Raw genomic sequence first — 12,939 nt, forward strand, 5'->3', positions numbered from 1 at the left:
CCGGTGCCCGCGCCACCTCCGTCGCGCTCACGTCCGGGCCGACGCGTCCGCCGCTCCGCGGACGGGGAGCGTACGGCCCAGCCGGGCGAGCGGGGACAGGGAGATCACCAGCGGGGAGAGCAGCATGCCCGCCGCCGCCACCAGGAAGCCGGGTCGCAGACCGCACTGCGCCGCGAGGAGACCGCCGAGCAGCGAGCCGAGCGGGGCCGTCCCCATGCCGACGAAGCCGATCGTCGCCGCCGCGCGGCCCTGCATCCCGTCCGGAGTGACGGTCTGCCGCACCGCCATCAGCGTCACACTGACCAGCTGACCGCACGCGCCGAACGTCAGGTTGACCGCCACGAGCGCCGGAACGGTCAGCGCGCCGCCGCCGTGCAGCGCGGGTACGCCGATCATCACGCTGTCGCCGAGCACGGCCGCGCACGCGAGCACCGGGCCGTGGCCGAACCGGCCCGGCAGCCGGGCCGCCAGCAGCGAACCCACCAGCGCGCCGGGCCCCGTCGCCGCGAGCACCAGCCCGACGACAGCGCCCGACAGGCCCAACTCCCTGGGCAGGAACAGCAGATAGACGGTCATCGTCGCCGCGAAGGCGCACTGGAAGGCGGCGGAGGCGAGGCACACCGCCCGCAACGACGGTTCACCGACGACGAATCCGACCCCCTCGCGAATCCGCCGCCGCACAGCGGGCGTACGTCCCGAGCGCCGAGGCACCGCCTCGCCGCGCCGAATCCGCCGGATCGACACGAACGACAGCGCGAAGAACAGCGCGCTGGACGCGAGCGCGACCGGCGCCGACAGCAGCGACACCAGCACACCGCCGGGCGCCGGGCCGCCGATCTGCGCCGCCGACCTGCTGCCTTCGAGCGCGCTGTTGGCGCTGACCAGTTGGTCGCGGTCCAACAGCCGTACGACAGACGCCTGATACGCCACGTCGAAGAAGACCGACAGCGCCCCGACGCCGAACGCGGCCACCAGCAGCACCGGCAGACCGAGCCCGCCGAGCAGGCACGCCACGGCCACCGCCCCCAGCGCCAGCGCCCGCCCGCAGTCCGCCGCCACCATGACCGTACGGGTCCGCCATCCGTCCACCCACGCCCCGACGAACAGCGACAGCAGCGGTATCGGCGCCTGCCCCACCGCCCGCAGCACCCCGACCTCACCGCCGTCGGCGCCCAGCAGCAGCACCGCGATCAGCGGCAGGACCACCGCGCTCCCGTGCTCCCCGAGCTGCGAGACCGTCTGCCCCACCCACAACCGGCGGAAATCCCGGTCCCGCCACAGCCCTGGCGGTCCCGGCGGCCCCTGCCAACCCTGCGACCCGGGCGTCTCCGGAGCCGCGGGCGGCTCGGCGGCCTTCGCGGGAACGCCTCCGTCGTCAGCGCGCGCCGGAACGGCCGACCACCCCTTCGTCTCCTCGGAACCGCTCAGTCAAGGGCCCCGGGGACCCTAGCCCCCGGGCGGCGAAGGGCGCACCCGAATTGTTCGCGGGGCCGGCCGGACCCGGCGTACCGGCAGGTCGGGGCGCGTCGCGGCGGTCCGACCCGCCCTGTGACGCCCAGGTGAATTCCCGGCCATGAGAGATCCGCCTGGGATGTTATATCCACTCATGTGTGATTTGCGGCATTTATTATGCGCTAGAGTCTTGACCAGCGCTTTACATATGTCGCAGAGGTGAGCCGAGGAGGATACGTCATGGAACGGGATGTCCTCGTCGTAGGCGCATCCGCGACCATGTCGGAAGTCCTCCCCACGGCATCGCCGTATTTTCCCCGGGTCGCGCGTGTCGAGAACGCGCCTCGGGACGCCGTACCTGATACGGACCCCCTTCCCGCGCCTTACTGCTGACAGCGTCCGGCTCCCACGCCGGGCGCTGTGGCAGGAGCGCTGCGGCACGCCACCGCATAACGCGCGTCGTCACCCGGCACAGAACTCTGCCGGGTGACGCGCATGCTGGCGTCCGCGACCGGCACTCACGCACCCGCGTCCCGATGGAGCACGTTCATGGAACCAACCGCCCGCGCCCGAAAGACCCCGCTGCCGGGAGTCGGGGCCCGCTATGACATGACGACCGAGTCCGGCCGCCACCTGTCGGTGGTCGTGCACCAGGACGGCAGGCGGTTCCTGGCGTTCCATGACCCCGAGGACGACGACGCCTGCAAGGACGCGACCGCGCTCGCGCCCCACGAGGCGACCGCGCTGGCCGACCTGCTGACCCCCGACCCCGTCGGCCACCTGCAACAACACCTTGAGATCGACCTGGTCACCGAACACATCACCGTGAGCAAACGCTCGCCGTACGCGGGCCGCACGCTCGGCGACACGCAGGTACGCACCCGTACCGGCGCCTCGATCGTCGCCGTGCTCCGCCGCACCTCCGCCGTGCCCTCGCCCACCCCCGACTTCCGCTTCGCCGTCGGCGACACCCTCGTGGTCGTCGGCACCCGCGAAGGCGTCGGCGCCGTCGCCGAACTGATCACAGGAGGATAGAAACCTGTGCACAACACGACCGACATGCTCATCGAACTCGGAGCGATCATCCTCGCCCTGGGCATCCTCGGCCGCCTCGCGGGACGTGTCGGCTTCTCGCCGATCCCGCTCTACCTGCTCGCGGGACTCGCCTTCGGCAAAGGCGGACTGATCCCGCTCCAGGCCAGCGAGGAATTCGTCGCGACCGGCGCCGAGATCGGTGTCGTATTGCTGCTTCTCCTCCTGGGTCTGGAATACAGCGCCTCGGAACTCGTCACCAACCTCAAGACCCAATATCCGTCCGGCGCGGTCGACTTCGTCCTCAACGCATTGCCGGGCGCCGCCGCCGCGATCCTCCTCGGCTGGGGTCCGGTCGCCGCCGTCGCGCTCGCCGGAGTGACCTGGATCTCCTCCTCGGGTGTGATCGCCAAGGTCCTCGGCGACCTCGGCCGCCTCGGCAACCGTGAGACCCCGCTCATCCTCGGCGTCCTCGTCCTCGAAGACCTCTCGATGGCGGTCTATCTGCCGATTCTCAGCGCCCTGCTGGCGGGCGTGAGCCTGGCGGGCGGCACCCTCACACTGCTGATCTCGCTCGGCACGGTCGGAATCGTCCTGTACGTGGCGCTGCGCCACGGGCGGCTGATCAGCCGCGCCGTCTCCTCCGACAATCCCGAGATGCTGCTGCTGGTCGTGCTCGGCCTGACCCTGCTGGTGGCCGGTGTCGCCCAGCAACTCCAGGTCTCCGCCGCCGTCGGCGCGTTCCTGGTCGGCATCGCGCTCTCCGGTGAGGTCGCCGAAGGCGCCCGCAATCTCCTGACCCCGCTGCGGGACCTGTTCGCGGCGGTCTTCTTCGTCTTCTTCGGCCTGAGCACCATCCCCGCCGACATCCCGCCGGTCCTGGTCCCCGCGCTGATCCTGGCCGTCGTCACGACCCTCACCAAGATCGCCACCGGCTGGTACGCGGCACGCAGGGCCGGAATCCGGCCCGCCGGACGGTGGCGGGCGGGCGGCACGCTGGTCGCGCGCGGCGAGTTCTCCATCGTCATCGCGGGACTCGCGGTCGGTGTCGAGCCCCGGATCGGGCCGCTGGCCACCGCGTATGTGCTGATCCTGGTCGTCCTCGGCCCGCTCACCGCCCGCTGGACCGAGCCCATCGCCCGCAAACTCACCGAGGCCATCCGCCGCCCGGAACCCGCGCCCGCCGCTCCCGCGGTCGAGTTGGTCAAGGCGGTGGAGCCGGTCGAGTCGGGGGAGCCGGTGGAGATCGACGTGGACGCGGATGCCGATCCGGCGCCCAGCCGTACGTGACCTCCGCGCGGCAGGGGGCCGGGGCGTGGCCTGTCAGGCCCCCAGCCCGCGGACGTCACGCGAGGGGGCGGAGCGGCGGTCGAGCTGACTGACCATCACCCGCACCACCGTGACGACATCGGGATCGTCCACCAGATAGACCTGCCGTCGGCCCTCGCGCCGTGAGTGCACGAGCCCGGCGAGCTTGAGCTTGGCCAGGTGCTGGCTGACCGCGGGCAGGGTCGCGCCGACCCGCTCGGCCAGCCCCGTGACGTCGCAGTCGCCCTCGGACAGGATCCAGACGATCTGGAGTCGCATGGTCGACGCCAGCAAGCCGAAGGAAGCGGCGGCGTTCTGGAACAACTCCGGGCTGGGGTCGCCGAACTCCGCGGCAGACCTCGTCACGTGAACCTCCCTGACCGCAGCGGCTTTTCCGAGCACCAGAGTACGCATGCGGCGCCTGCGGTCCGCGCCGCTGGCATGATACTCTCAGTCAGTTGCGTAATTATGCAATCATGCAACTGGGAAGATTATCCTGATGCGTACGCGCGGGCAGACAAGGTGACGTGCCGCGCGTCGACACACCGGGGCGGGGATGATGGACAGCGCCAAGCGGCCGGACGACATCTACCGGGCTGACTTCGCCCAGGTTCTCGATCAGGCGCTGCGCGGCGAGCGCGTCCGGCTCGCGCTCCGCGCCCTGCCGGGCGCGCCCAACACCGAGCAGTTGCGGACGGCCGCCCTGGCCGACGCCGACGCCATCGGTGCCACCGCGGCGCCCGAGTACGAGCGGTACACCGGCCTGCGCGCGCACTCCCGCGGCCGGGTCCGCCCGGTCGTGCGCGCGGTCGGCGGCCCCGGCGTCCTCGCCACCCTGGCCGTCCTGGTCCCGATGCTGAGCGGTATCGCGGCGGCGATCTTCCTGGTGCTGGGGTACGGGATCAGGGCCGTCGCGAGCGGCGCGGGAATCAGCGCCCCGCTGATCGACATCGGCTTCCTGTGCGCGGCGGTCTTCGGCGTCAGCCTGCTGATCGGTCTGGCCGGACTGGCGCTGACCGCCCGGCGCGACGGCGCGGTCACGCGCGAGAGCCGGGACGTGGCCGAGGCCCACGAGGCATGGCGGCAGGCGCTGCTGGTGCGGGGCGTACTGCCGTATCTGCTCGACCGGTTGGCGCGCGAGGCGGGGGCCGCCGCTCCCCGCGCGGTCGGCCCGCCGCCGGTCGGCGTCGACCTGGTACGCCAACGGCCGCGCCTGGGCTACAGCAGCCCGGGCTTCAGCTCGGGCGACGGCGTGAGTCTGGTGCGACAGCGGCCCCGGCTCGGCTACAGCAGCCCCGGCTTCAGCAGTCCGAACGACGGCGAGCGGTGACAACGGCCTGACCCGCCAAGGCGCTTGATCCCGGCGCCCGTCCTACGTGGCCTCGGTGTCGTACGCGACCGGCTCGGACCCGTCGGCCGCCCGCGCGGCGACCGGCGCGGCGGACGGCTTCGTGAGGTCCACGCCGTCGCTGAGCGTCCGCGCCGCCTCGCACAACTCCTCGGCCTCGCCGTCCAGTCGCAGGCTCTCGCGGATCTCGCGCAGGCCGAGCGCGTCGTCGTCGCCGAGCAGATTCTTGGCGATGAACGTCCGCGGGTTCAGGTCCTCGAATTCGAAGTCCTTGAACTCCGGGCCGAGTTCGCGCCGCACATCCTCCTTGGCGTCGTCGGCGAAGGAGCGCACCGCGCGGATGAGGTCTCTCGCCCGCGTGATCATGTCGGGCAGTTTGTCGCCGAAGACCAGCGTGGCCAGGACGAGCAGCGTCAGCAGCTTGAGCGGGCCGATGTCGAAGATCACCTTCGGTCACCTCCGAGAAGGGTGCGCGCACGGGCGGGGACGGTCCGGACGGGGGCCCGTGCGGGCATTGCGCCTCGGTACCGCTACTCTCATAATTGCGCAATGTAGCAACTGTTGGGGTCCGGGCGGCACATCGCCGTCCGGCAACGGCGGACCGACGCATGTGGAAGCGGAGACGTTGATGCTCAGAAACGGACTGGAGCCCTGGCACCTGCTGGTGGTGGCGCTCGTGGTCATCGTGCTGTTCGGCTCCAAGCGGCTGCCGGACTCCGCGCGGGCGCTGGGCAAGTCGCTCCGCATCCTCAAGAGCGAGACCAAGGCGTTGAAGGACGACCCCGGTCCTGGCGCGACGGCCGGGACGAGCGCGGACCCCGCGGTCCGTACGGTCAAGTCCGCCCCCGGCGAGACCGTCGGCGCGCGCCCTGTGCGCGAACCCGAACGCGCGCCGCGGGACTGACTGACCTCCCTCCCGCGGCGCGCCGCGGGCCCGCGTGATCCGGGGCGCGGGCCCGTACGACATCAGGGGCTGGCGTGGTCCCAGCCGTAGCGCAGTGGCTGACCGTGCTTGAGGCGGTAGACGTACAGCGCCTCGACGCGCAGCCCCCGCCCGTCGCCGTCGGCCTCGTCCTCCGCCTGGCATCCGGATGTGACTTGGAGCACGCGGGGCGGGCCTGTCACCCGTACCCGCATGCCGTCCGCCGGGCCTCCGTCGAGATGCGCCCACTCCCAGGCCACAGGTGTCCTTCCGGTTCGTCGTAGCGTTTCTGGCATAGCAGACACTTTAAAGGTTGCGTAAACCAGGAACTGTGTCCGGTGGGGAAGCCGGCCGCGGGTGCGACGCTCACGGATACCCCACAGAGCCATGATTTACCCTTGCCGCGTTGCGCAACCATGAAGCCTTGGGTGAAGCGCCGCTTCACCCGCCGAATCCGGCCGCACCACCCCACGGGGGCCGCCCGGGAGAGGGAGCACGGGAGATGACCGAGCCCTGGAGCGGCCGGGCCGCGGCGCGGGCGGCCGCTCGCGCCGAGAGCGGGCGGTCCCGGCCGTCGGGCCGCGGGGGCAGGCGCGCCAGGCCGGCCGGCCGGGGCCGGCGGTTCCTGAAGATCGGCGGCATATCCCTGGCCGTGCTCCTGCTGGTCACCGCGGGCGGGGGCTACTGGCTCTACCAGCACCTCAACGGCAACATCACCAGCGTGTCCCTGACCGACGGCGCTGGCAAGGACAGCGCGGGCCAGGAGAAGGCCGACGCCTTCGGGCGCACGCCGATCAACATCCTGGTGATGGGCAGCGACGGCCGGACCACCGAGGCCGACTGCAAACTGGGCGGCGGCTGCGCCAAGACCGGCGTCCAGACCGGGGGCAACGCCGATGTCGAGATGGTCGTGCACATCTCCGCCGACCGCTCCAACGCCACCGTGATGAGTATCCCGCGCGACACCCTCACCGACGTGCCCGCCTGCGAGAATCCCAAGACCGGCGCGTCCACCCCCGGCTACCACGGCATGATCAACAGCGCCCTGACGTACGGCCAGGCGTGCCAGGTGGCCACCGTCCACAAGTTGACCGGAATTCCGATCGACCACTTCATCCAGGTCGACTTCTCCGGCGTCGTCAGCATGTCCGACGCCGTGGGCGGGGTGTCGGTCTGTGTGGACGCCGACGTGTACGACACCTACTCGCATCTGAAGCTCTCCCGGGGCACCCACACCCTCAAGGGCGTCGGGGCGCTGGAATTCCTCCGCTCGCGGCACGGCTTCGGCGACGGCAGCGACCTCGGCCGTACGTACGCGCAGCACATCTACCTCAGCTCGCTGATCCGCAAGTTCAAGAGCGCGGGCACCCTCACCAACCCGGCGGCCGTCTACAAGCTCGCCAACGCGGCGACCAAGGCGCTGACCGTCGACACCGGCCTCGGCAGCATCAGCAAGCTGGTCGGCCTGGCCTCCGACCTCGACAAGGTCCCGTCCAAGCGGATCACCTTCACCACCATGCAGACCGGGCCCGACCCGACCGACCCCAACCGGGTGGTGGTCGGACCCGGCGCGAAGACGCTGTTCGCCACCATCGCCAACGACCAGTCGCTGACCACCGCCTCGGGCGGCACGTCCGCCGCGGCCTCGGCGACCGCGTCGGCGAGCCCGACCGCGACGTCCGTCCCCGCCTCGGCGATCACCGTACGGGTGCGCAACGGCACCGGCATCGGGGGCCGCGCGTCCGAGATCGTCGACACCCTGACCGGCAAGGGCTTCAACCCGGCCACCGCGGGCGGCAACGCCCCGGCGCCCGCCGCCACCACGACCCTGACCTACGGCCCCGGCCAGCGGTCCGAGGCGGGGACCGTCGCCCGTGCGCTCGGCATCGCGACGTCCCACCTCAAGGAGGGCGCCGTCGCCGGGCTCACCCTCGTGATCGGGGCGGACTGGCCGAGCGGCACCACCTTCCCCGGCGGGAAGTCCTCCGCGCCGCCCGCCGACACCAAGGTGGCGCTGGGCAACTCCCACGCCCAGACCGCCGACGACTCCGACACCTGCGCCAAGGTCAGCCGCTACCGGACCGTCCAGATCAACCGGGTCCCGATGACGCCGACCCAGGCGTACGCCGCCGCCCGTTCCAAGCCCGACTCGGACGACTGACCCGCGCACACACCCGTAACGCTTAAGCCGTTACGCAACCGTGGAACTGTCGTGGCGCGCACGCCGTTGACCTGGCAGACGCGCGCGGACGACGACATACCGGCGATCGACAACCGACTACCGACAACCCCCAAGCAACCGGAGGTAATTTCGTGGGCGTGACTCTGTCCAAGGGCGGCAATGTCTCTTTGAGCAAGGAAGCTCCCGGACTCACCGCGGTCACCGTCGGCCTGGGGTGGGACGTACGGACCACCACGGGCGCCGACTACGACCTGGACGCGTCCGCGCTGCTGTGCGACGTGGGCGGGAAGGTCCTCAGCGACCAGCACTTCGTGTTCTTCAACAACCTCGGCAGCCCCGACGGCTCCGTGGTGCACAGCGGCGACAATCTGACCGGTGGCGGCGACGGCGACGACGAGCAGATCAAGGTCAGCCTCGCCACCGTGCCCCCGCAGGTCGACAAGGTCGTCTTCCCCGTGTCGATCTACGACGCCGAGAAGCGCGGCCAGAGCTTCGGCCAGGTGCGCAACGCGTTCATCCGGATCGTGAACCAGGCCGACGGGCGGGAGCTGGCCAGGTACGACCTGACCGAGGACGCCTCCACCGAGACGGCTATGGTCTTCGGAGAGCTGTACCGCAACGGCGCGGAGTGGAAGTTCCGCGCCATCGGCCAGGGGTACGCCTCGGGCCTGGCGGGCATCGCCACCGACTTCGGCGTCAACATCTGACGTGGGTGCCGGCGTCACCACCTCTGACGCCGGCCGCCGCGTCGGCCGCTGACGTCCTCGGCCGGGCCGGGGCCGCCCGCATTCCCTTCGGGCGGCCCCGGCCCGGACTCCGCACGCCGTCGCCCGCTTCACCCACCCTCCCCTCGAACTCTCCCCGGAGCACCCCGCCGTGTCCTGGTTCACCGCCGCTGTCCTGGGCCTTGTGCAGGGTCTGACCGAATTCCTGCCGGTGTCGTCGAGCGCGCACATACGCGTGGTCTCCGTCCTCGCCGGATGGGACGACCCCGGAGCGGCCTTCACCGCGGTCACCCAACTGGGCACGGAGACCGCCGTGCTGATCTACTTCCGGCGCGACATCGCCACCATCGTCAAGGCGTGGACCGCGTCGCTGTTCCACCCCGAGCGCCGCAAGGACCACGACGCGCGGATGGGCTGGTTCGTGATCGTCGGTACGGTCCCGATCGCCGTCCTGGGCGCGGCATTCCAGCACACCATCGAGAACGGCCTGCGCGACCTGCGGATCACCGGCACTGTCCTGATCCTGTTCGGACTCGTCCTGGCGGTCGCCGACCGCACCCGCGCCGTGCGCCGCCCCAAGCCGATCACCGAGCTGACCTTCCGGCACTCCCTCTGGTACGGCCTGGCGCAGTCGCTCGCCCTGATCCCCGGCGTCTCCCGCTCCGGCGGCACCATCAGCGCCGGACTGTTCCTCGGCTACAGCCGCGAGGCCGCCGCGCGCTACTCGTTCCTGCTGGCCATCCCCGCCGTGCTGGCCTCCGGCGGCCTGGAGCTGTTCAAGCTCGGCAGCGGCCCGGCGCCGGCCTGGGGCCCGACGATGCTGGCGACGGTCATCGCCTTCGCGGTGGGCTACGCGGCCATCGCCTGGTTCCTGAAGTACATCTCCCACCGCAGCTTCACGCCGTTCGTGATCTACCGGGTGCTGCTCGGCGTGGTCATCATCGCGCTGGTGGCGACGGGCGCGGTCGCGGCGGGCGCGGGCGCCACCTCCGGCTAGAACGCGCACCAGGCCAGGAGCGGGCCAGGAGCGGGCCAGGACCGGGCCAGGGCCGCGTCATGGCCGGGTCAGGACCGGTTCAGGACCGGGGCCGCCGTCCGGAATGTGGTCCGACGTGACCGGAGCGTGGTCCGCGCTCTAGCCTGGCCGGTGCGACAGGTTCGCGTCCGTCAGCCAGGCGGTCGCGTCGCAAGAGGGAACCCGGTGCGAATCCGGGACTGCCCCGCAGCGGTGAGTGGGAACGACCGCCGTCATACGCACTGGGTCCGACGTACCGGACCTGGGAAGCGACGGTCAGTAGGTGTCCGCCTCAGGCGGACGTGCCCGCGAGTCCGAAGACCTGCCCGTCGCCCGTACGCGACCGTTCGCGTACGGATATCCCGGTGACCTCGTGGGCGGGTCGGCGTGCATATCGGACGGACCGGTGCCATTGCGGGGCACTGTGGGTCCGTCGGGTCTGTCACCTCCCTTTCGCGTTCGCGTCCCGTCGCCGGGAGGCCAGGAGTCATCTCGCGAAGGAGATTTCCGTGACAGCGAAGTCCGCAGCCGCGGCAGCACGGGCCACCGTGTACGGCTACCCCCGCCAGGGTGAGAACCGTGAACTGAAGAAGGCCGTCGAGGGCTACTGGAAGGGCCGCGTCACCGCCGACGTCCTCCGGCAGACCGCGGCTGACCTGCGCCGCTCGACCTGGCGGAAGCTGGCCGAGGCGGGCGTCCACGAGGTGCCGACCGGCGACTTCTCGTACTACGACCACATGCTGGACACCAGTGTCATGGTCGGCGCCGTCCCCCCGAGGCACCGGTCGGCCGTCACCGCGGACGCGCTCGACGGCTACTTCGCGATGGCCCGCGGCACGCAGGAGGTGGCGCCGCTGGAGATGACCAAGTGGTTCGACACGAACTACCACTACCTGGTCCCCGAGCTGGGCCCCGACACCGTCTTCACCGCCGACTCCGCCAAGCAGGTCGCCGAGTTCAAGGAAGCCGCCGCGCTCGGCCACACCGCCCGGCCCGTCCTGGTCGGCCCGGTCACGTATCTGCTGCTCGCCAAGCCCGCCCCCGGCGTCGCCGCCGACTTCGAGCCGCTGACGCTGCTCGACCGGCTGCTGCCCGTCTACGCCGAAGTCCTCGCCGACCTGCGCGCCGCGGGCGCCACCTGGGCACAGCTCGACGAGCCCGCGCTCGTCCAGGACCGCACCCCGGCCGAACTGAACGCCGTCGCCCGCGCCTACCGCGACCTCGGCGGCCTCACCGACCGGCCGAAACTGCTGGTCGCCTCGTACTTCGACCGGCTCGGCGAGGCGCTGCCCGTCCTGGCCAAGGCCCCGGTCGAGGGCCTGGCGCTGGACTTCACCGACGCCGCCGCCGCGAATCTGGACGGCCTCGCCGCCGTCGGCGGACTGCCGGGCAAGCGGCTCGTCGCGGGCGTCGTCAACGGCCGCAACATCTGGATCAACGACTACGAGAAGTCGCTGGCCACCCTCGCCACCCTCCTCGGCTTCGCCGACCGCGTCGACGTGGCCGCGTCCTGCTCGCTGCTGCACGTCCCGCTCGACACCGCGCCCGAACGCGACATCGACCCCCGGATTCTGGGCTGGCTCGCCTTCGCCGCGCAGAAGACCACCGAGATCGTGACGCTCGCCAAGGGCCTGGCCGAGGGCACCGACACCATCGCCGCCGAGATCGCCGCCAACCGCGCCGCCCTCGCCTCCCGCGCCGCCTCCCCGATCACCCGCGACCCGGCCGTACGCGCCAGGAGCGCGGCCGTCACCGACGCCGACGGGCGCCGCTCCCAGCCGTACACCGAGCGCGCCGCCGCCCAGCGCGCCCGGCTCGGCCTGCCGCTGCTGCCGACCACCACCATCGGCTCGTTCCCGCAGACCGACGACCTGCGCGCCGCCCGCGCCGACCTGCGGGCCGGCCGGATCGACACCGCGGGGTACGAGGCGCGGATCAGGGCCGAGATCGGCGAGGTCGTCTCCTTCCAGGAGAAGACCGGCCTCGACGTGCTCGTGCACGGCGAACCCGAACGCAACGACATGGTGCAGTACTTCGCCGAGCAGCTCACCGGCTACCTCGCCACCCGGCACGGCTGGGTGCAGTCCTACGGCACCCGGTACGTGCGCCCGCCGGTCCTGGCCGGGGACATCTCCCGGCCGGAGCCGATGACGGTGCGCTGGACGTCGTACGCCCAGTCGCTCACCGACCGCCCGGTCAAGGGCATGCTCACCGGTCCCGTCACCATGCTGGCCTGGTCCTTCGTCCGCGACGACCAGCCGCTCGGCGACACCGCGCGGCAGGTCGCGCTCGCCCTGCGCGACGAGGTCACCGACCTCGAGGCCGCGGGCACCCGCGTGATCCAGGTCGACGAGCCCGCGCTGCGCGAGACCCTGCCGCTGCGCGCCGCCGACCGGCCCGCGTACCTGGACTGGGCCACCGAGGCGTTCCGGCTCACCACCGGCGCCGTCGCTCCCGGCACCCAGATCCACACCCACATGTGCTACGCCGAGTTCGGCGACATCGTCCAGGCCATCGACGACCTCGACGCCGACGTCATCAGCCTGGAGGCCGCCCGCTCCCACATGCAGGTCGCCACCGAACTGGCCGCGCACGGCTACCCGCGCGAGGCGGGACCCGGCGTGTACGACATCCACTCGCCGCGGGTGCCCGACGCGGCGGAGGCGGCCTCGCTGCTGCGCGAGGGCCTGCTCGCCATCCCCGCCGAGCGGCTGTGGGTCAACCCCGACTGCGGCCTGAAGACCCGCGGCTGGCCCGAGACGAAGGCGTCGCTGGAGAATCTGGTGGCGGCGGCCCGTACGGTGCGCGCCGAGCTGTGAGGCTCCGGCCGACGGCCGCGTGACGCGGCCGGGACGGCCGGGAGGGACGCGCGGAGCCTTCGCCGTCTCTCCCGGCCGGGCGCGCCGCCGCCTGTCCCGGCTCGACGCGGTGTGCGTACGGCGCGTGTGGCGTATG

12 protein-coding genes and 1 riboswitch are annotated in these 12,939 nt (G+C 71.8%); of the genes, 8 read left to right on the forward strand and 4 right to left on the reverse strand.

All coding sequences use genetic code 11. The features are described 5' to 3' along the window. Positions 1-27 precede the first annotated feature (27 nt). Positions 28-1,281, reverse strand: coding sequence for an MFS transporter (locus tag ACIO6U_RS20500; RefSeq protein ID WP_401721595.1), 1,254 nt, complete (start codon positions 1,279-1,281; stop codon positions 28-30). A 720-nt stretch (positions 1,282-2,001) separates the two neighbouring features. Here ACIO6U_RS20500 and ACIO6U_RS20505 point away from each other — a divergent pair. Together ACIO6U_RS20505 and ACIO6U_RS20510 are read left to right on the forward strand one after the other, a co-directional pair. After that, the gene (locus ACIO6U_RS20505; protein ID WP_391129492.1) at positions 2,002-2,487 is read left to right on the forward strand and encodes a TrkA C-terminal domain-containing protein; all 486 of its coding nucleotides are present in this window, start codon (positions 2,002-2,004) and stop codon (positions 2,485-2,487) included. Positions 2,488-2,493: 6 nt separating this feature from the next. Continuing rightward, positions 2,494-3,774 carry a cation:proton antiporter gene (locus tag ACIO6U_RS20510; RefSeq protein ID WP_401721025.1) on the forward strand — a complete coding sequence of 427 codons (1,281 nt, stop codon included), beginning with the start codon at positions 2,494-2,496 and terminating at the stop codon, positions 3,772-3,774. A gap of 33 nt (positions 3,775-3,807) precedes the next feature. Here ACIO6U_RS20510 and ACIO6U_RS20515 read toward each other — a convergent pair whose 3' ends face one another. Then, on the reverse strand, positions 3,808-4,206 hold the full coding sequence (locus ACIO6U_RS20515) for a metalloregulator ArsR/SmtB family transcription factor (protein ID WP_188283553.1): 399 nt from the start codon (positions 4,204-4,206) through the stop codon (positions 3,808-3,810). A gap of 145 nt (positions 4,207-4,351) precedes the next feature. Between ACIO6U_RS20515 and ACIO6U_RS20520 the strand changes: the two genes are divergently transcribed. Then, complete coding sequence (locus tag ACIO6U_RS20520; protein WP_401721028.1) at positions 4,352-5,122, forward strand: hypothetical protein; 771 nt, start codon at positions 4,352-4,354, stop codon at positions 5,120-5,122. A 42-nt stretch (positions 5,123-5,164) separates the two neighbouring features. Here the strand turns inward: ACIO6U_RS20520 and ACIO6U_RS20525 are convergent, their stop codons facing one another. Further along, complete coding sequence (locus ACIO6U_RS20525; protein ID WP_401721031.1) at positions 5,165-5,587, reverse strand: Sec-independent protein translocase TatB; 423 nt, start codon at positions 5,585-5,587, stop codon at positions 5,165-5,167. 181 nt (positions 5,588-5,768) lie between these two features. Between ACIO6U_RS20525 and tatA the strand changes: the two genes are divergently transcribed. Beyond that, the gene (gene tatA / locus ACIO6U_RS20530) at positions 5,769-6,044 is read left to right on the forward strand and encodes a Sec-independent protein translocase subunit TatA (protein ID WP_401721034.1); all 276 of its coding nucleotides are present in this window, start codon (positions 5,769-5,771) and stop codon (positions 6,042-6,044) included. A gap of 62 nt (positions 6,045-6,106) precedes the next feature. Here the strand turns inward: tatA and ACIO6U_RS20535 are convergent, their stop codons facing one another. Beyond that, positions 6,107-6,358, reverse strand: a complete 252-nt coding sequence (locus tag ACIO6U_RS20535; protein ID WP_391048328.1) for a hypothetical protein — start codon at positions 6,356-6,358, stop codon at positions 6,107-6,109. Positions 6,359-6,564: 206 nt separating this feature from the next. Between ACIO6U_RS20535 and ACIO6U_RS20540 the strand changes: the two genes are divergently transcribed. The 4 genes from ACIO6U_RS20540 (at position 6,565) to metE (ending at position 12,803) form a co-directional block, all read left to right on the forward strand. Next, positions 6,565-8,223 (forward strand): LCP family protein, encoded by a 1,659-nt coding sequence (locus ACIO6U_RS20540; RefSeq protein WP_401721037.1) that lies wholly within the window; start codon positions 6,565-6,567, stop codon positions 8,221-8,223. 152 nt (positions 8,224-8,375) lie between these two features. Then, positions 8,376-8,951, forward strand: coding sequence for a TerD family protein (locus ACIO6U_RS20545; protein WP_188283548.1), 576 nt, complete (start codon positions 8,376-8,378; stop codon positions 8,949-8,951). Positions 8,952-9,120: 169 nt separating this feature from the next. Then, a complete protein-coding gene (locus tag ACIO6U_RS20550; RefSeq protein WP_355333158.1) occupies positions 9,121-9,966 on the forward strand; it encodes an undecaprenyl-diphosphate phosphatase in 846 nt (281 codons plus the stop codon). 140 nt (positions 9,967-10,106) lie between these two features. Further along, positions 10,107-10,329: riboswitch (cobalamin riboswitch) on the forward strand. Positions 10,330-10,493: 164 nt separating this feature from the next. Beyond that, complete coding sequence (metE, locus tag ACIO6U_RS20555; RefSeq protein ID WP_401721040.1) at positions 10,494-12,803, forward strand: 5-methyltetrahydropteroyltriglutamate--homocysteine S-methyltransferase; 2,310 nt, start codon at positions 10,494-10,496, stop codon at positions 12,801-12,803. Positions 12,804-12,939 lie beyond the last annotated feature (136 nt).

This window comes from Streptomyces sp. NPDC087422, assembly GCF_044744145.1.
Lineage (GTDB): Bacteria > Actinomycetota > Actinomycetes > Streptomycetales > Streptomycetaceae > Actinacidiphila.

Coding starts and splice junctions, on each gene's coding strand:
- ACIO6U_RS20520 (WP_401721028.1), top strand. CDS start 4,352: ATGGACAGCGCCAAGCGGCCGGACGACATCTACCGGGCTGACTTCGCC.
- ACIO6U_RS20540 (WP_401721037.1), top strand. CDS start 6,565: ATGACCGAGCCCTGGAGCGGCCGGGCCGCGGCGCGGGCGGCCGCTCGC.
- ACIO6U_RS20535 (WP_391048328.1), bottom strand. CDS start 6,358: ATGCCAGAAACGCTACGACGAACCGGAAGGACACCTGTGGCCTGGGAG.
- ACIO6U_RS20505 (WP_391129492.1), top strand. CDS start 2,002: ATGGAACCAACCGCCCGCGCCCGAAAGACCCCGCTGCCGGGAGTCGGG.
- ACIO6U_RS20515 (WP_188283553.1), bottom strand. CDS start 4,206: ATGCGTACTCTGGTGCTCGGAAAAGCCGCTGCGGTCAGGGAGGTTCAC.
- tatA (WP_401721034.1), top strand. CDS start 5,769: ATGCTCAGAAACGGACTGGAGCCCTGGCACCTGCTGGTGGTGGCGCTC.